The sequence below is a fragment of the Luteolibacter sp. genome, from assembly GCF_058122085.1.
On record NZ_JBIKBQ010000074.1, the window covers coordinates 1 to 20,393 of the forward strand.

Annotated in this window: 26 protein-coding genes; 4 read left to right on the top strand and 22 right to left on the bottom strand. The window is 59.8% G+C overall.

Annotation, left to right across the window (positions count from 1 at the left end):
* Positions 1-250: 250 nt before the first annotated feature.
* From AC4DF4_RS11980 to AC4DF4_RS12085, 22 genes are all read right to left on the bottom strand, one after another.
* Positions 251-2,206: a hypothetical protein gene (locus AC4DF4_RS11980; protein ID WP_490048342.1), complete on the bottom strand. Its 1,956-nt coding sequence runs from the start codon at positions 2,204-2,206 to the stop codon at positions 251-253.
* 7 nt (positions 2,207-2,213) lie between these two features.
* Entirely contained in the window at positions 2,214-2,861 is a 648-nt protein-coding gene (locus AC4DF4_RS11985) for a hypothetical protein (RefSeq protein WP_490048343.1), read from the bottom strand.
* 5 nt (positions 2,862-2,866) lie between these two features.
* The gene (locus AC4DF4_RS11990) at positions 2,867-3,589 is read right to left on the bottom strand and encodes a hypothetical protein (protein WP_490048344.1); all 723 of its coding nucleotides are present in this window, start codon (positions 3,587-3,589) and stop codon (positions 2,867-2,869) included.
* 18 nt (positions 3,590-3,607) lie between these two features.
* Positions 3,608-5,284 carry a tape measure protein gene (locus tag AC4DF4_RS11995; protein WP_490048345.1) on the bottom strand — a complete coding sequence of 559 codons (1,677 nt, stop codon included), beginning with the start codon at positions 5,282-5,284 and terminating at the stop codon, positions 3,608-3,610.
* 15 nt (positions 5,285-5,299) lie between these two features.
* Positions 5,300-5,671 carry a DUF5615 family PIN-like protein gene (locus AC4DF4_RS12000; RefSeq protein ID WP_490048346.1) on the bottom strand — a complete coding sequence of 124 codons (372 nt, stop codon included), beginning with the start codon at positions 5,669-5,671 and terminating at the stop codon, positions 5,300-5,302.
* On the bottom strand, positions 5,668-5,895 hold the full coding sequence (locus AC4DF4_RS12005) for a DUF433 domain-containing protein (RefSeq protein WP_490048347.1): 228 nt from the start codon (positions 5,893-5,895) through the stop codon (positions 5,668-5,670). The genes AC4DF4_RS12000 and AC4DF4_RS12005 overlap by 4 nt, the downstream gene beginning before the upstream one ends.
* A gap of 253 nt (positions 5,896-6,148) precedes the next feature.
* Complete coding sequence (locus AC4DF4_RS12010) at positions 6,149-6,568, bottom strand: hypothetical protein (protein WP_490048348.1); 420 nt, start codon at positions 6,566-6,568, stop codon at positions 6,149-6,151.
* Positions 6,569-6,574: 6 nt separating this feature from the next.
* Positions 6,575-6,976: a hypothetical protein gene (locus AC4DF4_RS12015; protein ID WP_490048349.1), complete on the bottom strand. Its 402-nt coding sequence runs from the start codon at positions 6,974-6,976 to the stop codon at positions 6,575-6,577.
* Positions 6,977-7,004: 28 nt separating this feature from the next.
* Positions 7,005-7,388, bottom strand: a complete 384-nt coding sequence (locus AC4DF4_RS12020) for a hypothetical protein (protein WP_490048350.1) — start codon at positions 7,386-7,388, stop codon at positions 7,005-7,007.
* 27 nt (positions 7,389-7,415) lie between these two features.
* On the bottom strand, positions 7,416-7,841 hold the full coding sequence (locus AC4DF4_RS12025) for a hypothetical protein (RefSeq protein WP_490048351.1): 426 nt from the start codon (positions 7,839-7,841) through the stop codon (positions 7,416-7,418).
* A gap of 18 nt (positions 7,842-7,859) precedes the next feature.
* Entirely contained in the window at positions 7,860-8,663 is an 804-nt protein-coding gene (locus tag AC4DF4_RS12030; RefSeq protein WP_490048352.1) for a hypothetical protein, read from the bottom strand.
* Complete coding sequence (locus AC4DF4_RS12035) at positions 8,656-8,967, bottom strand: hypothetical protein (protein WP_490048353.1); 312 nt, start codon at positions 8,965-8,967, stop codon at positions 8,656-8,658. Before AC4DF4_RS12035 ends, AC4DF4_RS12030 begins: the two co-directional genes overlap by 8 nt.
* 306 nt (positions 8,968-9,273) lie before the next feature.
* Complete coding sequence (locus AC4DF4_RS12040; RefSeq protein ID WP_490048354.1) at positions 9,274-9,867, bottom strand: hypothetical protein; 594 nt, start codon at positions 9,865-9,867, stop codon at positions 9,274-9,276.
* 316 nt (positions 9,868-10,183) lie between these two features.
* Positions 10,184-11,080 (bottom strand): phage major capsid protein, encoded by an 897-nt coding sequence (locus AC4DF4_RS12045; protein WP_490048355.1) that lies wholly within the window; start codon positions 11,078-11,080, stop codon positions 10,184-10,186.
* A gap of 6 nt (positions 11,081-11,086) precedes the next feature.
* Positions 11,087-12,364, bottom strand: a complete 1,278-nt coding sequence (locus AC4DF4_RS12050; protein ID WP_490048356.1) for a S49 family peptidase — start codon at positions 12,362-12,364, stop codon at positions 11,087-11,089.
* Positions 12,336-13,781: a phage portal protein gene (locus AC4DF4_RS12055; protein WP_490048357.1), complete on the bottom strand. Its 1,446-nt coding sequence runs from the start codon at positions 13,779-13,781 to the stop codon at positions 12,336-12,338. Before AC4DF4_RS12055 ends, AC4DF4_RS12050 begins: the two co-directional genes overlap by 29 nt.
* Positions 13,778-14,038 (bottom strand): hypothetical protein, encoded by a 261-nt coding sequence (locus tag AC4DF4_RS12060; protein WP_490048358.1) that lies wholly within the window; start codon positions 14,036-14,038, stop codon positions 13,778-13,780. The genes AC4DF4_RS12055 and AC4DF4_RS12060 overlap by 4 nt, the downstream gene beginning before the upstream one ends.
* A gap of 23 nt (positions 14,039-14,061) precedes the next feature.
* On the bottom strand, positions 14,062-14,508 hold the full coding sequence (locus tag AC4DF4_RS12065; protein WP_490048359.1) for a YcbK family protein: 447 nt from the start codon (positions 14,506-14,508) through the stop codon (positions 14,062-14,064).
* Entirely contained in the window at positions 14,505-16,316 is a 1,812-nt protein-coding gene (locus tag AC4DF4_RS12070; protein WP_490048360.1) for a terminase gpA endonuclease subunit, read from the bottom strand. Before AC4DF4_RS12070 ends, AC4DF4_RS12065 begins: the two co-directional genes overlap by 4 nt.
* Positions 16,313-17,017, bottom strand: coding sequence for a hypothetical protein (locus tag AC4DF4_RS12075; RefSeq protein WP_490048361.1), 705 nt, complete (start codon positions 17,015-17,017; stop codon positions 16,313-16,315). Before AC4DF4_RS12075 ends, AC4DF4_RS12070 begins: the two co-directional genes overlap by 4 nt.
* 15 nt (positions 17,018-17,032) lie before the next feature.
* A complete protein-coding gene (locus tag AC4DF4_RS12080) occupies positions 17,033-17,650 on the bottom strand; it encodes a hypothetical protein (RefSeq protein ID WP_490048362.1) in 618 nt (205 codons plus the stop codon).
* A 29-nt stretch (positions 17,651-17,679) separates the two neighbouring features.
* Positions 17,680-17,874, bottom strand: a complete 195-nt coding sequence (locus AC4DF4_RS12085) for a helix-turn-helix domain-containing protein (protein ID WP_490048363.1) — start codon at positions 17,872-17,874, stop codon at positions 17,680-17,682.
* An 80-nt stretch (positions 17,875-17,954) separates the two neighbouring features.
* Between AC4DF4_RS12085 and AC4DF4_RS12090 the strand changes: the two genes are divergently transcribed.
* From AC4DF4_RS12090 to AC4DF4_RS12105, 4 genes are read left to right on the top strand one after another with little or no spacing between them, the layout of a single operon-like run.
* On the top strand, positions 17,955-18,734 hold the full coding sequence (locus tag AC4DF4_RS12090; protein WP_490048364.1) for a ParB/Srx family N-terminal domain-containing protein: 780 nt from the start codon (positions 17,955-17,957) through the stop codon (positions 18,732-18,734).
* Complete coding sequence (locus AC4DF4_RS12095; RefSeq protein WP_490048365.1) at positions 18,691-19,365, top strand: hypothetical protein; 675 nt, start codon at positions 18,691-18,693, stop codon at positions 19,363-19,365. Before AC4DF4_RS12090 ends, AC4DF4_RS12095 begins: the two co-directional genes overlap by 44 nt.
* Positions 19,366-19,425: 60 nt before the next feature.
* The gene (locus AC4DF4_RS12100; protein ID WP_490048366.1) at positions 19,426-19,983 is read left to right on the top strand and encodes a hypothetical protein; all 558 of its coding nucleotides are present in this window, start codon (positions 19,426-19,428) and stop codon (positions 19,981-19,983) included.
* A gap of 4 nt (positions 19,984-19,987) precedes the next feature.
* Entirely contained in the window at positions 19,988-20,266 is a 279-nt protein-coding gene (locus AC4DF4_RS12105) for a hypothetical protein (RefSeq protein ID WP_490048367.1), read from the top strand.
* Positions 20,267-20,393: the final 127 nt, after the last annotated feature.

Sequence of the window (20,393 nt, forward strand, 5' to 3'; positions counted from 1 at the left end):
TCCACCGGCCCGTCCCAGCGCGAAAGAGCAATCCGAGCTTGCTGGGGAGATCAAGTTCTCGTATCAAATGTCCATCAGCCAGCCCGCTGAGATTTTAACAATTTAACGGAAAGAAAAATTTCCCCAAAGCCGCGTCACCGCGTTTGAAGCGCAGCGAAGTGACGGGATTACGGAATCCGGGGCCTTCAATGAGTTGCAGGGTTTCAAGATCGACGTGGAGCTTCACGCACCTTGATCGGTGTCAACCGAATCACTCCTCGTCCGCGTAGGTCAGGCGGTGGCCCTCGAAGAATAGACTTCCGCCTGATGCCGGTGGATCGAGCGCGACCGCTGCCGTCTCGTTCCGTTCGTCGGTGGCAATCATGGAAACCTTCGTCCAATCGGATGAAAGCACCTTGCCCAGACGGTCTGGGGCATCGAACGCCACGATGAAGCGGCCCGCCCATGTGTGGGTGCCTTCACGCCGAATCATGGTTGCCGTCTGGACTTTTGAGGTCGATCCATAGAAATACACACTGTCGAACTCGGAGTAGGATTCCTGCGTCCAGTTCTGCCCGTTGATGATCAGTTGCCACTGGCCTATGACTCGGGGAAGCTGCTCCCCGGTTTCAGCATCGTATTCTTCTGTCCATTCCAGATCGGCCGAACCGCTGATGGTAGCGAGTCCGCATTCGCCTTCGTAGGATTCCACGGTCCCCGGTGTGAGGTGCAGCTTGAACGTCCGCTTCCGGTATCGGTCGTTCATGGTTTCTTGAGAATAGACGAGCGGTGAGAATCCGAAGCGGACCCCACTTCGCAGCTTCATCGCGGCCAGTATCAGATAGTTCCCCGCCACGTCGGGGCCGATGAGGTAAGCAGGATACGGCTTCTCGGTGGGTCGGACGGGAGCATCACCTACTCGACCGCCAGCGCCCCATGCGTCCCATGCAATCCACCAGGCCCCCAAATCCTCCTGAGATTGCTCGTAGGCATCTATGTCCGTGACGACCTGCCATTGGGTCTGACCTTCGATGGTGGTTTCTTCCTCGATGCGGAAAACACGAACTTCCCATACGTTCTCGTCTTCCTCCAGAGTGAGTGTCGCCTGGAGTGTGGCTGCACTGATCGTCATGACGTAGGATTGGCTCGTCACCCATTGGTATCCGTCTTCGTCATATTCGTTCCGGCCTGTTTGGATCGTGACCCGGTAGCGTCTGCCAGTGCGACTCACCAGCGTCAGCTCGTTCGCCTCGCCGTCGCCAGTATGCGAAAGAAGATTGTAAAAGTCATAGCCTGCTGCTGCCGACATGGGGAAGTTATCGAGCGCCTCGGACTCCTGAAACACGCCGTAGCCGTCCATCCACAGGTCCCCGACTGGGTCAGAAAGCGCCATCTCCGAGTATCCAGCCCGATAGACGGAACGGCCGACTGCTAGATTTGATCCGCCGCCATAGGTGTAACCTTCATGGGTGGAAACTTCCGAATGAATGACTGGAGCGTTCTTCCGGCGCACACTGTTCACCCATGAGGAAAACTGTCCGTTCCACTTTTCCGCCTCGTCGCCAACCATTCCCCAGGGCGTTCCCGTGAACCACGGACCGAAGGCAACCACGTCGCCGCCACCGATAATCCCCAGATAGCCGTCACTCTCGCTTCGAGTCGCCCCTTGACCGATGTAGGAATAGGTGCCGAGTCCACCGCCTGTCGCATCACGAAACTCGTCCGACTCGTCCGTCCACCGCTGCAACTCTCCCGCCAGCCAAGCATTGTCCACTTCGCCTGATAGAGTGATGTTGGTGTGGTCCGGCGGGTCGTTGTCAGTCGCACCTTGTGTCGCCGTGGTGGGGGAGGTGGGCCACATATAGCCAATCGTGGGATTGCCGACTTCGATCGTTTGGACGGTTACGGTTTTGGCACCGGTATTGAACAGATATGACCTGGTCCTCGATCCACTTGATCCCGATCCCGGTGGATCATCGTCGAGATCGAGGGACGAGAATGTCCGGTAGGCTGCAAACCCGCAGAAGACCTCCACGTCGTCCGCCGCAACGAACGGACCATTTGATTTGAATTGAAGGTAGAAATCATTGCCACGAAATCCGCGTGTCCGTGCATTGGCGCTATTGGCCGCAGGGATGAAGAACGGCGTGAGCGGCAGGCTGAACCAAGCCCGTTTGATGGGGACCAAAGACTGGCTTGGCATCAGGTCGTTGGAGGTAAAGTTCATGGCCGCGTCAGTAAGTTTGGCGATTGTAGGTGAGTTCCTTTCCGATGCGGATTTCACCCGCTGATGAACCTTGCTGGATCGAGGTGACATGCTCGCCCAAAACGAGTGAGCCGCCTCCTGCTTGGGAGATGGTGTGGACCCCGTCATTCACGAACACCATGCCGAGCAGAACGACCGCGCTGTTTGGCCTGCTCGCGCCAACCTCCCAGTCGGGCATTTCATGGGAGTCATAATCCGATCCGGTGACAATCTCCCAGCTTGTGACCAGAAGTGATCCCGTGGTTCGCAGCGTGGCCTTGGCAAAGAAGTAGGTCGTCGATGAAATCTCGAACGAATCGTCCCAGTTTTCCGCCACCAGATTGTTGAGCGTCCCCCACTCGATGTAATATCGCTTGCTCGTGGCTCCTGGATTCGGTGGCGTCGCCGGGGCCTGGATGTAGGCTGGCCGCGAACCAATGATGGCAAGCGGGATCGGCTTGGACGAGCTTCCTGAAGACGCCGTGGCACGCACACGGAACGAGAAACCTCCCGACGAGAATACAATTTCTGTGCCAGGGCCGGGGCGTGGTGTCCGGGCCTCCATCGCGTCGATGAGCATATTCCAATCGCTGGCTAGGATCGGATTGCCGGGACGTTTCTTCGGTGGCAGGCGCATGATTCTTAGAGTTCGTAGATGTCCTCGTCCCAGCCACCCGGATCGCTGGAAATCCATTCCCGTTCGATTCGGTAGGCGCTGCCCTCCTGGGTCTGGGTGACGCCATTGAGAAGCCAGGTGCGCCCGTCACCGACACTCGGCTGGCGACCGTCCGGTTGGTCGATCTGGCCGATCTTGTTCACGTCGGAAGATGCGGCAGACGCCTTTCGGACCGTGGATTGCCGCCAGGTGACTTTCGGGGAGTAGTAGGATGTTTGGCCGCGCTGGATTTTTTCGAGAGCCTTCTTGCCGAGGTCGCTGGTGACCTTGTCCTTGTAGGAACCACCGGAGGAGTCGGCTTCCTTGCCGCTGATGATGGCCTGCAACGCCTCGATTTCTGCTTTGGCGAGGGTCTTGAACTTCTTGTGGGAAAGCAGCGGCTCCTCGGAGAGAGACAGCCCGAGCGAATAAGTGGTCTTGGCCGGGTCGTTTGTTGCGTTGTCGGTGCCCGCGTAATTACACGTGATCTGGGCGATGTCGCCCTCGCTGACCTGGGCCGTGGCATTGTCCACGGAGATGAACGGGATGTCCGGATGGGCCGTGCCTGGACGCGGCATGACCTGCGTGATCGAGTTGCGGTGGCAGAGGAAGACCTGAGTGGCCGTCCACTTGCCTTCGCGATCCACGCTGAGGCTGTAATCCGGTTGCGGGTAGAGCTGGCCCTGTTGAATGGAAACGTGTTTCGGCATCTTGGCCGGGACTTGGCGTCAACCGAATGCAGGGACAAACTTGCCGGTGCCGGGTTTCATCCGCTCGCTCATGTCCCGCAGAATCCGGTTGGTTTCGCCCGTCAGCTTGTTGTTCTCCCGCTGCGCATCGAGCGTGCCGGACGAGTATCCGCCGCCGCCGACTTTGCCGAGCGAGGTGACGATGGGCGCAAGGCTGGAAGATTGTTTAACCGCCGCTGGTGTGGTTGCCGTGGTCTTCGCCGCTGCGGTTGCCGCTTGCTTCACCGCCTCTGGCTTCGGGATTGCTTCCCGGATGGTTCCAAGGACGTTGTTCATGCTCTCCCGCAGTCCGGTCGTATCGATCACCTCGGCAGTGTTAGAGAACGCGTCGCCGAAACGAGCGGAGATATTTTCACCCGCCTCCTTCAACCTGAGTCCGACCTTGGCGGCAAGCGGCCCAAGCTGGTCGCCCGCGTCGCCGTATCGTCCTGCCGCCTCGGCATCGAGAGCACCCGCCGATTCACGCAAGGCTCCTTGGGCTGAGTTGATGGCGTCGCCCTTTCCAAACAACTCGGCGAGCGGGCGTGCGATTTCCAGCGCTTCGGCGAGTCCTTTCTGGAGGAAACCGACGGCACTGAGAAAGATCCCGATCAGTGCATTGCCCATGCCCTTCCAGAAGTCGGCGGTGGTGATGACCTGGAAGTAGGTGATGGCGGTCCTGAAGATTTCCACGATGTATTGCCCAGCGGCGGCGATGGTGGCGCGGAGCGTGGCCCACAGGAAATTCACGCTCATCGCAAACCCGAGTTTCAACGATGATCCGACGAGATTGATGAACTGGCCGCTCTTGAACACGGTGATCACATACTGCATGGCATCGCGGATTTTGTTCCCTGCCTCCGCCGCCAAGGGGGCGAGCTTCTGGGCAAGCGCGATGGCCTGTTCAACCATGGGGCGGATCGCATCGTTGATCGGCGTGCCGAGGGTGAGGAACACTTCGTTGATCGTGTCCTTGAGGGTGGAGAACAACCCTTTGGTGGTCTTGCTCTGGGCTTCCATCATGCCCGCGAACTTGCCGCCCTGTGAGGTCATGTTGACGAATGCCTGCTCGATGGCTGGAAATCCTACCTGGCCTGTCTCCACGAGCTTTTTCACCTGCGAATCCGAGACGCCGAATTGTTTCGCCAGCTCGCCGATGATCGGAATCCCCCGACCTGTGAGCTGGTTGATATCTTCCGCGAAGAGCCGTCCTTGCACACGCGCCTTGCCGTAGAGTTCGGCGATCTCGTTGACCGGTGCCTGGACGCCCGCCGATACGTCACCGATGCGGGCGAGGGTCGCGGCAACCGTGTCAGACCCTTCACCGAAGGCGATGAGCTTACGGCCGGCATCCGCGAGTTCAGGAAACTCGAATGGTGTCTTGGCTCCGAGTTCGCGGAGTTGCGCGAGGGTGGTTTCTGCTTTCGCGGCGTCGCCGATCAAGGTGGTGAAAGCCACTTTCGTTTGCTCAAAATCCGCGGCTGATGTGACCGCCTTCATTCCTGCGGCCAATGCCACGCCACCGCCAGCGAGAGCGGCACCGAGCCCGATCTTCAACCCCGCAGCAGTCAGGCTCGCCATCTTCTTGGCGGATGCGGAAACGAGCTGGGTCGCGCTCGCCATGGATCGCTTCAACGCGGTGATGTCGGCTCCAAGGGTGACGGTCAGGGCGCTCATGCGCCGGGAGTGGAGTCAACCGGCCGGGTCCAGCGGAGGGATTGCGATCCAAGATTGGTCGCGGAGCTGAATTGCCCTGCTTCTGAATGCGGCCGGCTGGATACGTTTGAGGACCCAAAGTAGTTTTTCGAGGATCGCGGAACGGTTTGGCTGTCGCAACGCGATCACGATGATTCCCGCGTGCTTGTCATGGATATGGGGAATCGTATGGAAAAAATCACGGTCGGTCGTCAGAAACACCGCAGCGCAGCGCTGAGCCTCGGCGAAAATATCCGGATCAGGCAAGCCCTCGCGGCCCGACCCCCGCAGATCGAACACCTCATGCCCCATGCCTTCAAGCAAGCCTACAGCGGCCTTCGGAAAATTCTCATCCAAGAAGAATTTCATGCCACAGCCTCATATGCCGACTCCTGATAGTCCGAAAGGCGGCTGGCAAACGCCAGAGCGGCCTCAACATCCTCCCGAGTGATGTTCGGATAGTCTTCCAGCAGGGTCTCGATGATATCGCCGCCGCTGAGGGCTCCGAGAATAGTGGACACCAAAACACGGGTCCCCCTGATCACGGGTTTGCCGTGGCAGATGTTTGGATCGATCTGGATACGAGCATTCATAGGGAAATCCTACCACCCGGACGCCGGTTGGCAAGTCGTCGTTATTCCAGATCAATCGGTGTTCGCCATTGAAAGCGGAGCTGTGCCATTTGCTCCGCAATCTCGCATGCCGGAAACGTTGTTCCCCAATTTGTCCGCACCCCGTTCCGTCGCAACAGGCAGTGCTGATACTGAGCCAACCGAGCCAGCGGCATGAACAAAATCCGCTCCTCGGGCCAGCCAGTCTCGGCAGAGACGGCGAACACCTGAGCGGCTAGGAAGCCGGGTTCGTCGCAGGGAGGGGCTTTTTTCCGCCCAGCTCGGCCACGGGTTCAACCTGTGCCGCCTCCAGTTCCCGGCTTTGTTCTTCGAGGCGCTTGAACGCGGTTTGGAAATCGGCAGGAGTCAGGCCGCCGCAGAAGATCAACGCGGCCTCCCGGAATCCCTGGTCATTGAAGGACGCCCGCACCACTTCCGGCCACGGGGCGCAATGGGTGAAGACGAAACCCATGATGGCCGACGTGAACTCGGGCGTGCCGTCCGTGGGCATCTCACCCTTCACCAGCGGATTTCCGGTGCGCAGGAGCACGTCGTAGCTGGCGAGGGACAGGGGCCGCATGGAATGTCCGGCGACGATGGTTTCCACTTCGTGAAAAGCGGTCGAAAGATGGATTTGGCGGTCGGTGTCGTTCATGGGATCTCAGAGGTAGCGAAGGAACAGGTCTTCTGTTTTTGGCGAGGCGTTGAGCGGCAGGAAGGCGAACTTCCCCCGGCGGCTGATGCAGGCGAGCGGCACGTCCTGTTTGATCTTCGTCACCAGCGCCTCGCGGTTCATGAGTGCCGCCTTGATGTAGGCGAAGGGATGCTCCGGATTGGCGAGGTGCCAGGTGTCGTCGTTCCACGCCTCGATGAGCTGCTTGGTCTGGAACTTTCCGTCGGCACTCTGAGGGTCGAAGAACCAGACGACCCGCTCGCCACGAATGCCGTCGCCGACGACCCGCACGAAGGGTTTTTCGGCGAGCGGTATTCCGAGTGCCGAAAGTGCGGCGGCCAGAGCGGTGTTGCTGGTGGCGGTGGAAGAAATGTGGGTGATGGCGTTCATATCGGGATCTCAGGTGGGGAAAGTTGGTTCACACTCCGCCACCGCCGCTGGTCACGGTCGGATAGTGGGTGGCGGTGATGTCGATTTTTTCGAAATCCTCGTTGTTGAGGGCGCGGCTGATCTGCTTGACGACCGTGGTGCCGCCGCTGGCCTGGAGGTGGGCCGGCATTGAGTTGGATAGAGCGAGTGCCGCTCCGATCTTGCCCGCGAACGGGCTGGTTTTCTTCACGAGGCCGGAGAGCTTGATTTCGACCTTCTCCTGGTAGAGCGCGAGGCCGATGATTTCGCCGCCCTTGTCCAAGACCATTTTCTCCTGGTTCGAATAATCGAAGGAGAGGTCGGTGATGATGATACCCGCCTCATCCTCGGGAATGCCCCAGTTGCCAGTAGTGCCAAGGAAAGTCGCGGCCATTTGACCGCGGGCGGCGTGTCAACCGCATCAGATGGCGGAAACCACCGCCTCGTAGCTGAGCACGGATTCACGGCCCCGTGCCTCGTCCGGGGTGGTCGCGCTTTCCCGCTCGATCAGGTCGTGGAGGACGAAAACAGGTGAATCGAGTGCCGATTTGATCACGGCCTTCTCCTGGAGTGCCGAAACGAGCAGGCCCGCCCACATCGCGTGGGTTTCGGCAGGCGTGTCGTCCACCTGGGAAAACAGATGCACGTCGAGCTTCACGCGGGCGCTGTGAGGCATGGCAGGGATCGGTTTGGCTTCCGACGCATTGATAACCACGCACGGACGGGTCCGGATTTCATCGCGGCGAGCGACCTGCACTGGAATCGTCTCGGGGAAATCCTCGGGGCGGTGGGTGTCGATCCACTCGGCAAGGAGTGAGGTGAGGCGGTCTTCAATCAGGTTTGGCATCTTGTTGGAGGTGGCGAGTCAACCTGTTCTCCGAAGCGATCGGTTCGCCTTGTCGTTGATCTTCTTCAACGAGGTGGCCAAGGCTTTGCGGAGTCGGCCCGCCGCCACTTGGAGCGCGAGATTGATCCCCTTGGTGGTCGTCACCTGGTCGATGTAGTCGAGCGAATTGATGAGCGTGACCGATGGCTTGGAGCCGGTCTTCACGGTGGCCGTGCCGGGTGCCTGCTTGTGGCGTGTCGCCCATTGTGCCGCGCCTCTCACCCTTCCTCCAAGTGCCTTGGCGGTGTTGATCCAGGAACCTTTGGCGAAACCGACACGCTTCTGGATCTTGGCGATGTAGGTTTCGCGGGCTTTCGGGCTGGTGACGATCTGGGCAGGGGATCGCCGCGTCACCACGCCGTGAATGTTCCGGCTCTGGTGGTGGAGCTTCGGGTCCAGGCGGCCGACCGAGAGTTCCTTCCACTGCGAGTTCGACGATTGGAGCGCCTTTTCCGCCCGCGAGAATCTCCGGTTCTGGATGTTCGCCCAGAATCGGTCGGCGGCGGCTGGATCCGCGAGCTTGGTTTTCTCGAAGGCATCTGACGGCAGGGCGAACACCCGGGTGATGTCGCCGGCCACCGCCTTTTCGCCGCGTTTCTTCGCTGCTTCGGAAAACCCGAACGGCCGGGTGTTGCGGGCGAGTTCCACGGCCAGGCCACGCGCTTCCTGTTTCACCAGGGACTCAAGTGTCCGCCCGACTTTCTCTGGGTAGCGGTTGAGCAGGCGGGCCACGTCGCTCGCGCCCTTCATCTTCGCGGTGAACCTGACGGCGTTGTCACTCATCGGTGGAGGTGAGGCTGAGATTGATCAGCGGCGAGCGGGTGTGCGCCGAGACCTTGGAGATCCGGTATTCCACTCCGTCCACCTCGATGCGCTCGCCGAACTTTGGCAGGGCGGCAGGGAATGCCCGCTTTGGCACGCGCAGGCTGAGATCCGGTGATTCCACGAACCCACCCATCTCAATCTGCTGGTCGTTGCGAACGCGGCTGACGAGCACGAGCAAACTGATGTCCTTCCATCGCGCTTGGACACCATGCTCGGATAGAAGTTGGTGAAGATCCGAGAGGATTTCAGATTCGAGGCTCATGCCCATGCTTCCCTGTCAAAATGAAAACACCCTTGGCTGTTTATGCTAGAGGGTGTCCCATGACTAAAGTCCTTTCCATCTGTAGTGAGGCCCGGCGAACTGGAGCGCTGAAACCATTCTGCCCGGTCCGGCCTGCGGGTGACTCGCGAAATAAATTTCGCTCTCCAATGGTAAAGCTACCTTGTTTTCGCTCTCTTTGATCAGGAATCTGGTGTGCTTGCCCAGTTATGGCACTCAATATTTGATAGTTGGAGCTGAATCCAGCGACACGCCAGCAAGCCGCAACCATCACTACCGTGGAGATTATTAATATTTATTGAGGTCATCAACCATCTTTTGGAGCTTCTGGCGCTCAAGAGCTTCGAGGATTTCCCTGTTGTCCCGTTGGATAGCGTTCTGTTGTTGCTGGATCTCTTGCAAGGCTCTTGCTGACTCGCTGGCCCTGGCTACTGAATCTTGTTCTCTACGCCGGGCGTTTTCATCTCGTTGTGACTGATCGAAAGTGGCCTGAACCTCGGAACTTATACCACCGTTTCCGCTACCGAACTGGCGCGGGATCTCATCACGAATCTTATGAGAAGGACCCACGTATGGAAAAACCTTTGGATACTTTTCTGCTTGCTGTCTAGCGGCGATTTCTTTACTGACTTTCTGTTCAATCTGCAACCTTTGTTCCATGCGGATGTTCTCTTGCTCCGCACGAGCTTGCTTGATTCGAGGGTCTGGCTCTTTCGGGATCGGCAGATTGGTGACGGTAAAATAAAGAATGGTGAAGGCCCCGCCGAAAAAGATTATTGTGCCTAGAAATCCTCCTAGTTTTGTCCCAAGCGTTTGGATTTGTATTTGATCTTCTGGCATGACGTTTTGACTTAATAGTGTTATTGAAATGCTGAGGGGCACGCATTTCAAGGAAAAATGTCAGGCCGATCTCGTTCTCAATGATGCTTAACCATGAATTCCTCGTGTCTGATGGCTGGGCGATGGAGGCGTGGTTAGTCATTTTTGCAACGCACTCGCTGCCGCCACCGGAGACGATATCGGCTATGGCTGAGGATGGCGTTGGTAACGAAGCAGAAGAGATCGAATTTCCTCTTCAGATTATTTCTTGTCGGCTCTTTGAGTCAATCAAAATGAAGCATTGTGCAAAAGTTACATTGAAACACCCCCTCCAGTTTCCCGGAGAGGGCGTCCCATGAACCCGCAATCCCAACTTGGATTACACCGGACGGGTGATGCGCTCCACGACCGGCTTGTTGCCCGTGGCGAAGCCATACATGAGCGTGAAGCTGACTTCCTGCTTGCCGAGGCGTCCGTCGTAGCGGTCACGCACCTGGATCGAAAGGCCGGTGCGTGGATCAGTCACGACGCGGATCACGGTGTCGCCGGTGTTGGTGGGAACATCCGGCACGCGGGCGGCCATGATGAGTCCCTCGCGAATGCCAGCAAAGCCCACCAGACGCTCGCCGTTTTCCGGGAGTGCCGAGTATTCGATCACGGTGAAGCCGTTCACGTCGGGCAGCATTCCGGTGACCACCACGTTTCCCGCCGCCGGGGTGATGTAGGCTTTGTAAAGAGCCTCGTCCTTTTGCAGGGCGTTGTAGTAGTCGGAATTGACGAACATGAAGCGGCCCATGTCCGGGATGAACCGTTTATTGAGCTTGGTGCTGATGTCCACCACGGCGCTGCGACCGAAGCTGGCGGCGGCGATTTCCGTCTTGTTGGTGAAGTTGGCGTTGATGATGAGCGCCATCAGGTCGTCACTCACCTTGCGACCGAGCGCGTAGGCCACCTTGTCGGCATAGCGTTGGTTCAGGTCAATCTCGCTGGTCGAGCGTTCGACGTCGGTGATGGCGTAGCCCGCGTAGGCGTGCTTGTTGATCTTCACGCTCACATCGACCTGTGCCTGGTCATCCGGGACGTAACCCGTGGCAGCAACGAAGTCTTTGGCCACGGTGGGAGTGACGATGTGGGTGACGATGTCCTGGTTGAACTTCACGCTCGCCGAGGAAAAGTCGGTGGCGATTTGTCCGAGGAGCGGGAACTTCGCCTGGAGCGTGTTGAGCGCGGCTTGGGCGATGATGGCGGAATTAACCGTTGCGTGTGAGTTGGCCATGGCGGGTTAGCGGGTGAAGTGTTTGGCGAGGTGTTGTTGGTAGAAGGCGGCGGCTTCCTCGGGCTGTTTGGCGGTGACGAGGCGGTCGTATTGGGCGACGAGTTCCTGGAGGGAGTTCGCTTGAGGGGCTTGCTGGTGGTCGCCGGCCGGGGTGATGCGGGCTGGCAGCGTGGTGCCGGTGGAGGCGACGACGCGGGCGACTTCGAGTTGCAGCTTCCGGTCAAAGTCGGCCTGCGATGCCTGAAGCTCGGTGATCCTGGTTTGCAGCGTGGTGACCTGCTCGTTGGCCGAATCGCGCTCGCCAGTGAGTGTGTCGAGCTGGGCGGAAAGCAGTTCCACTTCGCCGCGCAGCGAATCCACATTGGCGGAGGCTTCGTTGAGAAGTTCGGTCTGGGCTTGGTGATCCCGCGTGAGGTCATCGACCTGGGTGCGGGCTTCCAGTAGTTGGTCTTCAAGTGCGGTAGTCATCGCCCGTGCCCCCGTGTCAACCGATGCGTGATAGACCCGCAGACGGCGCATGGCTTCGGCACGATCCGGGACCATGCCCGCGAGGTTGTAGCGCTGGGCTTGCCAACCACTGAAAGTCTGGCCTTCCATCGCCTCGGCTGGGATCGCACGTCCCTTGGCCAGCACCGCCGCATGGAACTCCCCGGCGATTTCCGCTAGGTTCGAGTTGATGAGTTCGCGCTGGTCGTTGGTGAGCGGGGTGCCTGGTGCGCCCATCGCCTTGTATTTGCCGACGGAGAAAACCTCGACCTTGATGCCCGCCTTATCGAGCGCGGCGGATTCGTCGATCACGGCTTGCACCACGCCGATAGATCCAACTTTGGTGGATGGGGTGGCGTAGATGGCGCGGGCTTGGCTGGCGATCCAGTAGGCGGCGGATGCCATCAGGCCCGAAGAGAACGCATAGACCGGCTTTTGGGCGTCTAACGATGCGACGGCTGCCGCCAGTTCCGGAGTTCCGGCCACGGTGCCGCCCGGGGAGTCGATGTTGAGAAACACCGCCTTGATGTCGTCACGCTGACCTGCCTCGCTAACGGCTGCTCCAATTTCTTCGGAGTCGGTCGCGCCCATGATGACGCGGGCCATCAATCCTGGTTTGCGGAGAATCGGACCTTCGATGGAGATCGTGGCGATGCCGTCCTCGACGCTGAGAAGTGGATTGGACGTGTCCGGCTGCGGCAATGCGCCACCACGATACGAACGTGATGCCGCTGCCATTGAGCGCAGCGCCTCTGGCTGGATCAGCCATTCACTGTTTTGGAGGATGTCCGGATTCACGCCCCGGCAGCGGTGTCAACGGAGAGCCTGCGGGTTTCCACAGCATCTCGACCGGCACGCCGTGTTTCGCCGCCGTCTCCAAGATGAGCTTCGCATCGCTGGCACGGCGCTCGATTTCCTCGCCGAAATCCGCCCCCAACTCGGCGTAGTGGTCACTGAGCGTTTTCAGTCCCATCTCCACATCAGCTCGGTTCTGTTGAGCCTCGCGGCCGGCATCTGTTGTTACGCGCCGTGGAACCACGGATGAAATCTTCCACCAGCCCTCAATAGGTTGGAGAAGACCGCGTGAAATCGCGTCGCCAATCACGTAGGTCCACACTGGCTTGATGAGTCGGCGTTCCAGGATCATCTGGCGAAACGAGAACCGCCGGTCAGCCTTGGCCACGATCAGACGCACGCCCGCGCCACCGATCTTGCTGGAATCTGCCGCGAACTCGAACGGGATCACACCGAGGGCCGCATCACGCCGTAGGTGCTCCAAGAAGCCGGTGAAGGTGGGAGACGGGCGGTTGGACTGGAAGCTCTCGATGGATTCGTCGGGTTTGAGCGCCACCAGCTTGCCGCCCACGATCTTCTGGAGCGTGATTGGATCACTTGGATCATTGCCACCTGCTGCGCCCCCGACAACGAAGTCGCCATTGTCGTCGATTTCACCCCGGGCGGTTTTGAGCACGCGGGAAATATCGGCGTTGTCCTTCACCGCGTGCTTTTCCAGCGCGAGGAGTTCGATCTCGTCGAGGACGTGGTTGATCGAATGTTGGATCGTTGGGTGCGAACGAACGCCGCCCGCCCATTCCGGTTCGTGGATGTGGAGCACCGAGGCGGATGGCAGGTCGCGGGATTTTCCGCTGTCCTCCAGGGCACGATAGAAGATCGGTGCGCCCCAGGCATCGAGGCCCACGCCGTCGATGGTTTCCTGTTTGCCGTATTCGTCGCCGATGCGGTGGGACTCGATCAACTGGATGCGTGGTTCCCCTTCGCCGTCACGGGTCTTGTGGATGAAGTATTCGCCGTCGATGTCCATGCCCCGGCAGACGAGTGCCTGGCATTCCTCGAACGAAAACCGGCGCGTCACCTCGCAACGGGCGGACCACAGGGAGAAGTATTCCTCGGCGGCACGGTTCCATGCGGGATCGCCGGATTGCGCCTGGACGCGGATGCCGTCGCCGGTCGAATAGATCGCCATGTTGGCGACAAGCTCCCGCACAAATCCGCTGTTCTTGTGAAGATAGCGTGCCTTGCGGACCAGTTCGGTGCGCACCGAGGAAGTGAGTTCGTTGCGGGCGTCGGTCGGTGATGCACCAGGGACCGTTCCACGGCGGGGCGACCAGTTGGCGGCTTCGAATGGAGATCCCCACGCTTTCGGGACGAGAACTGGCGGCAGCCAACGCATGGCGATCTGTTTGAGGCTGGTCATTTCGCGAGGTAGCCGGAGATGAAGGACGCGGCGGCGATGCGGGGGCTGCCGTAGGTGGCCGGGTCGAGAACCCGGAGCGCGTGGGCGCATTCCTCAAGCACCTGATCGACGGCCATGGTGAACTGCTTGGCGACCGAGGTGTCGGCGTCGTTCCAGTTCATGATGGTCTTGCCCTCAAGGAGCAGTTCCTTCGCTCGCTGCTGGATGGCGAGCACTTCTGAAATTGTGAATCCGGTGATGAAGAGTCCGCGAGCCATGCACGGCGGCGGGTGTCAACGGATCACCGACCGCGCCATGTGGCGTTGTTGCCCCGCGTGTCGATGTGGACAAAGCCGGAGGATGGATAGAGGCCGAGACCTCCGGTGAATCTCCCAGCCTTCCGCCACTCCATCAAGCGGTCATAGACCCGTTGCGGACTCACGCCGTCGAAGGCGATGTCGAGCGCCCTGAATGCCATGTGCTGGCTGAGGCCGACCCCACCCACGGTCCTGTTGTAATCGGGGGAGCGGTAGGAACTGAGAATCCGGCAGGGTTTGCCGAACGAGTCGCGGAGTTCATCGACGATCCGCAAGGTTGGCACGATGTTCTTCCAGAGCGATTTCGCAGGGGTGCTGTTCTTCACGCCTTTTCGCTGCGCCACGAAGTAGGATTCGAACTCGCTGGCACCGAAGTGACGAAATCCCTGGGATTCGAACCAGGCGGCGAAGGCGGTGTTTGAAGCGCTCATGATGCATCTTCCGGGGTGTCAACGGCCGGTTCTCCCACCGACTCGCGCCCGACGATCTTGAGCATGGTGGCGGCTGCGATCTGCATGGACTCGCAGTCGAAAAGGTGATTCGCCCGTGATCCGATCCGCTCCCACATCCACTTGCCGCCTTTCTTGATCCGGCGTTCGCTTTCCATCTGGGCGAGATAGTCCTCGTCGATGTCGTCAGGCACCTCCCACACCGGGCCGTCGTCCGGGTTTTGGTTCCGGCGGAGACGGGCGAGCGTGTCCTTGATATTGAGGTTGGACCAGTAGAACACCGAGCAGTTTTGCCCACGGCCGAGAACCACCTTGCGACGCGGTGAATAGAAGCGCTCGATGGATTTCCGGCCCTTCGTCTTGTGGGTGAACGTCGCCCGCTTGTCGCCCATCAGGGCCGTCCATCCGTGAGCTGCGCATTCTCGATAGACGTCGTAGGTCGCGTAGCCCGCGTCGATGAAGACGAGGTTGGGATGAATGCCGAAACGCTCCTGGACGGACTCGACATCGGTGAACGTGAGCACGCGTTCGTTCCAAATCAGGCGGCTTGATCCATCTTCGGCCCATGCGCGGACGACGAGGAACAAGTGGTCGAGCTGGCAGTCCACCGTGAGGATGCGCAGCGGGCAGGCGCATGGTTGACCGGCAGAAACGAGCCGACCTTGAGCATCCACGCCCGCCTCGCCGTCCCATGTCTCGCCTTTGAGATAGCCACCGGGAACGATGTCCAGGCGGTAGTCCTCCAGATACTCGCGCCAGGCGAGCGCCAGACGTTTTTGGTAGAACTGCTGGATCAGGCTCACGTCGCCTTTGCGTGCGGCGGTCTTGGCGCGGAGATAGAGTTCGGCCAGGCGGCCCCAGCTCATTGCGCAGAGGGCGTTCCAGTGGAATCCGGCGTTTTCCTTCGGCGCGTTCGGATTGGTGGTGACGTAGCGGCCGGTGAGGTTGAGTTCCCGACGGATGCGGTCGGTGTCATCGAAGTAGTGGTTGCACGAGACGCAGTGCATCGTGGTGGTGTCGCGGACTTTTTGAAAATCCCACTCGCCGGATTCGTCGCGGGCGTCCTTGCTCCATTCGATTTGTTCCCACTTGAACGGTTGGCGGTGATGGCAATGCGGGCAGGCGAACGTCCACTCGCGCATGTTGGTCGTTTCAAACTTGCGGTGGGTGTCGTCGTCCTCCTCGCCGCCCTGACTCATGAACAGGCACTTGCCGAGCCAACCGAACGCGGTGACGCGCGCTTCCGCCTCCGCCATGTGACCATTTTTGTATCTCCATGTCTCATCACAGACCAACCAGCGAATCGACCGCCTTTGAAGGTTGGTCTTATTGTTGGCTCCCAGCACCCACAGTGTCATGCCATTGGCGAAGTGGATCGTCGTGTTGCGCCGCTTGTGCCGGTTCGCGGGATAGAGCGCCTTCACAGGATCGCATTCGTCGAAGAGCTTTTGGAGGCGGCTTTCGCTTTGGTCTTTCGCGTCGTCGTCGGTCTGGTCGAGCCACAGTGTCGGGCCGGGATGGTTGGCGATGATGTGGGCGAGGCCGAGTTCACCGACGCTGGTTTTCCCGCTCTGGATCGCGGCGATGATGCTCACGATGCGGATCTTGGGATCGACCAGAGCTTCCATCGGCTCCCGCATCCACGGCGAGTTGGCCGAGCGGAAACGTCCGGGAATCGGCGAGTAGGGGATCGAGGTGATGTGTTCCTCACACCACTCCCAGGGGGGGCGGCGGTCAGGAGGTCGCCATGCATTGCGCCATATGCGGGTGAGTTTTTCGGACGCTGTCATAAAAGAAGTCGAAGTTGAGGCTCGGTGATTTTAGCCCCCTTTCGCAGGTTTGCTTTGGCCCACATCGGACGCATGTTGCTGAAATGGAAGCATTGGCGGACCTGAGACTCATTGGTCAGATCAAAAGCGCTGCATGGGATGATGTGATCGATGTGCCACGCCCTGCCGTAATTCTTCATGCTCATGCCCGGTTTGAATTGAGCCTTGATGTATTCGATGAATATCTTGAACTGGCATCCGATAAGTCGTTCGGAGCGATCTGGTTTAGTTAGCCCTTTGAGCAATTTCGCGATTCTTCGACGAAGTGCCGAAGCCACCCTATTTGATGGGTTTGAAGCTCTTCTCCTGCTCTCCTCACGTTTGCGGTCTCGAATCCGATCTCTATTATTTCGGTGCCAGCGACTGTTTTGTGCTGAAATCTCTCTCCTGTTTCGTTTCCTGTAGTCGTTGATGGAGTCGATCTTGCGGATGAAGTATTCCTGCTTCTGCTTGAGGATGCGTTCTTTATTCCGCTCGTAGTATGCCTTTTTGGCGGCCCTTTTCGTTTTGTCGTATGATGCCCGCCTTTGCGCGTTGTGTTTTTGGCGGTGTTTCTTCTGGTATGCGCTACTGTATTCGTTGAGGCGCTCCTTGTTGGCCAGATAGTAGCGCAGGTTCTTTGCGCGCGTAGGTTCGGCCGCTGTTTTCTCCGTCGATTCCACACCCGCCGGGGCGCGTCAACCTGACTCAGACTCCCCCTCATGGAGAATCGTCAACACCTCGTCGATGGCGTGGCGGGCTTCCTCCTGGATTCCGGTGGCGTCGAGGCCCGATAGAATCGGCGGGAGCTCCTGCTCGAATTTCTTGCGGAGCATCGACGTTGCCTGCGCCACGAGTTCGGTCCACGCCTGACGGACTTCCTCGACCGCCACGAAATCGCCGCGCTTGATTCCGAGCCGCAGTTCCCTCTCTTCCACTTCGGCGAGCAGCTTGCGGGCCTTGAGTGAGGTTTCAATATCGGCGGCATCCGGGGTCAACGGCTCACCGCCTTTGAGATCGTTGCGCCGCATGAACTCACGCCACGCGGCCACATCGTGCAGTCCGTTGGCGGCAGGTTTCGGGGCGTCCTTGCGCTTTTTCCAGGTGTTGATCGATTGGCGGGTGACTCCGAGGATGACGGAGAGTTCGACGTAGTTGGTCGCCGTCGTTGGAGCGGCACCCGTGCCGGTGGCCATCGATTGCAGCATCGCCCGTTCGCCACGGGTCAGCTTGCCGCCTTTTTGCACACGACCGACTAAGTTGGCGAAGTCCCGCGAGAGTAGTTTTTTGGCGATGTCTGGTGATACGGCTTCCATCCGCAGGTTGCGGACACGTCAACCGGGCATCATTTCCGTTTCCGCTTGGGCTGGATGATTTCCAGCATCGCTTGAAGTCCGAATCCCTGCGGCATCGCCCGTTCCTGCTCCCAGTTCTCCAGGCTGCGTTTCGACACCTTCAACTGTTCGGCGGCGTCGCGCTGGCTGTATCCATTGCGTTCCCTCCATTTGCGGAGCAGTTTGGCGAAGGTTGCGTGATCCATGACGGTGTCCGCAGACTACGGATGAACGCTGGGGCGGTGTCAAGGTTGGGGGACGGGTGGTTGACGGCGGGGCAGGGGACATGACCATCCCCGTGCATTGCGCCCACACCCGCCTCGTCGATCCGAACACGCTGAAACCCAACCCGGTCAATCCGAACCGCCACAGCGCCCACCAGATCCAGCTTCTTGCCTCGATCATCCAGGAGCAGGGATGGCGCAATCCGGTCACTGTCTCGAAACGCTCGGGCCTGATTGTCCGCGGGCATGGCCGTTTGGAGGCGGCATTGCTCATTGGTTGCGAAACGATCCCGGTGGACGAGCAGGATTATGCCAGCGAAGCGGAGGAACTCGCCGACCTGCTGGCCGACAACCGCCTCTCGGAACTGGCCGAACTCGACGAGGACGACTTGCGCAAAGTGCTCAAATCCATCGCGGACGCCGACCCGAACTTCGACATCGAACTCACCGGCTTCATGGAGGACGAGATCCGCAAGCTGATGGACGACGCCGCCAACCCGGAAGACGAGATCGAGATGATCCCCAGGATGGAATGCCAGGCGTTCGAGACCCACGACTACCTCGTGTTCATGTTCCACGACCTGCGGGATTGGATGCAGGTGCTCCAGCTCATCGGGGTGCGCGAGGTTGACTACTCGATCAACCGCAGAACCCACAAAATCGGCCTCGGCCGCGTGCTCCATGGAAAACGACTCCTCGAACTCTGCCGCCGCGCCGACATGGCCGGAATTCCGCCCGTTGAAACTTCGCCTGGTGATCCTGTCGCGGAGCCGAAGCCGCTCGATCACCAGTCACAAGTTGTTCCCGACGGCGACGCTCCTCGTTCCCGCAAGCGAGGCTGAGCATTACCTCCACACCGGGCTGGAGATTGAAACCATCCCCGACGAGATCGCCGGCATCAGCGCGGTGCGGAACTGGGTGCTCAAGCACTTCACCGAGGACGCCATCGTGATGCTCGACGACGACATTTCCGCGTGTGTCTGCATGGTGTCACTCCGCTGCCGCAAGCTCTCCATCGCTGAAACCCTTGCCATGCTCGAAAACTCGGCGTGGTGCGCGCGCGGGGCAGGGGCTCGTTTGTTCGGATGGCACCAGCGCAGCGATCCGCGGCTCCTCCAGCGCAACGATCCCTTCGGCGTGAACCACTGGGTCGGCGGGGCGGTCGGCGTGGTCCGCGATGAAAAGGGTGGCGTGCCGAAGTGGGACGAACTGCTCAAGTGCAAGTGCGACATCGACGCCACGCTCCAGGAGCTGATGGACAACCGGCTCGTCTGGAACGAGGCCCGGTTCTGCTTCGTTCAGGAGCGCGACAAGAACCTCGGCGGCAACAGCCTGTTCCGCAGCGAGGAGCGGATCGCCACCGAAAAGCGCTACCTCAAGCGCAAGTGGAAGGCGCACATCCGGCTTGAAACCTACAAGAGCCAGGACCGTGTCGCGATGGACGCACCACGCCGCCAATCGGTGAAGCTCTAACAGGAAATGGTGTCCCAAACCGCTTCCCGTCGTGTGCCCCACGCAGGACAATGAAGGGTCATGATCCAACGAATTCCAACCAAGCGCGGCTACTCGTTCCCAGCGGTGTCCAGCGCGATGCAAAAGGCGATCCGGCGCGGCGACGCGAAACTGGCAGGCTACTGGGCACTCGAACTCTGGGCCAGCGGCTACGGCCAGTATGTCTGGCGGCGGCTGCTCACCGTGAGCGCCGAAGACTGCTGGGGCATCCTCACCGCGGAGGTCAAGGCGCTGCACGACAGCTACACCGAGATCAACCGCAACATCCCGTCGAAGACGGCCAAGGGGCGCATCTTCATTTCCAAGGCGGTGATCCTGCTCTGCCTCGCCAAGAAGAGCCGCGACCCCGACCACCTGCAAAACTTCGTCTATGACCAGCAGGCCGGGCTCGATCCGGAGACGCTGACCGACGAACTCGATCAGGCGGGGGAATACGTGCCGATCCCCGACTACGCCTACGACTGCCACACGCCGCAGGGGCGCTCGATGGGCCGGACCAAGGCGGACTTCTTCAAGGCGGAGCAGGAGGCCTTGAGCCCCTTCATCCCCGGGCTGTTCGACAACCTCATCGATTCCTGACGCCATGGGCTTCCGACTGATGCAACCGCGCTTCCCGCTAGGGAAGGTCTACGCCACGCCCGGAGCAATCGCCTTGGGAGTCGACCTCACCGCCTACCTCCGCCGTCATCACTGCGGGGACTGGGGCGATGAGCTCTGCGCCGAGGACAAGCAGACGAATGAGGATTCGCTGGCGCATGGCATGAGGATCCTGAGCCGCTACGCCACGCCGGGCGGGTCGATCTACATCATCACCGAATGGGATAGGTCCATGACCACCATCCTGCTGCCCGAGGAATACTGATCCGCCTTCGTCCAATCCGCGCGCCAACAAGCCGCCGCCGAGTCTAACGGCAGGCCGGAAAACGCGGATGGTGCATGAGAGGGTTGGCCATACTGCCACACCTTGCGCGGGGGTAGTGCATTCCTAA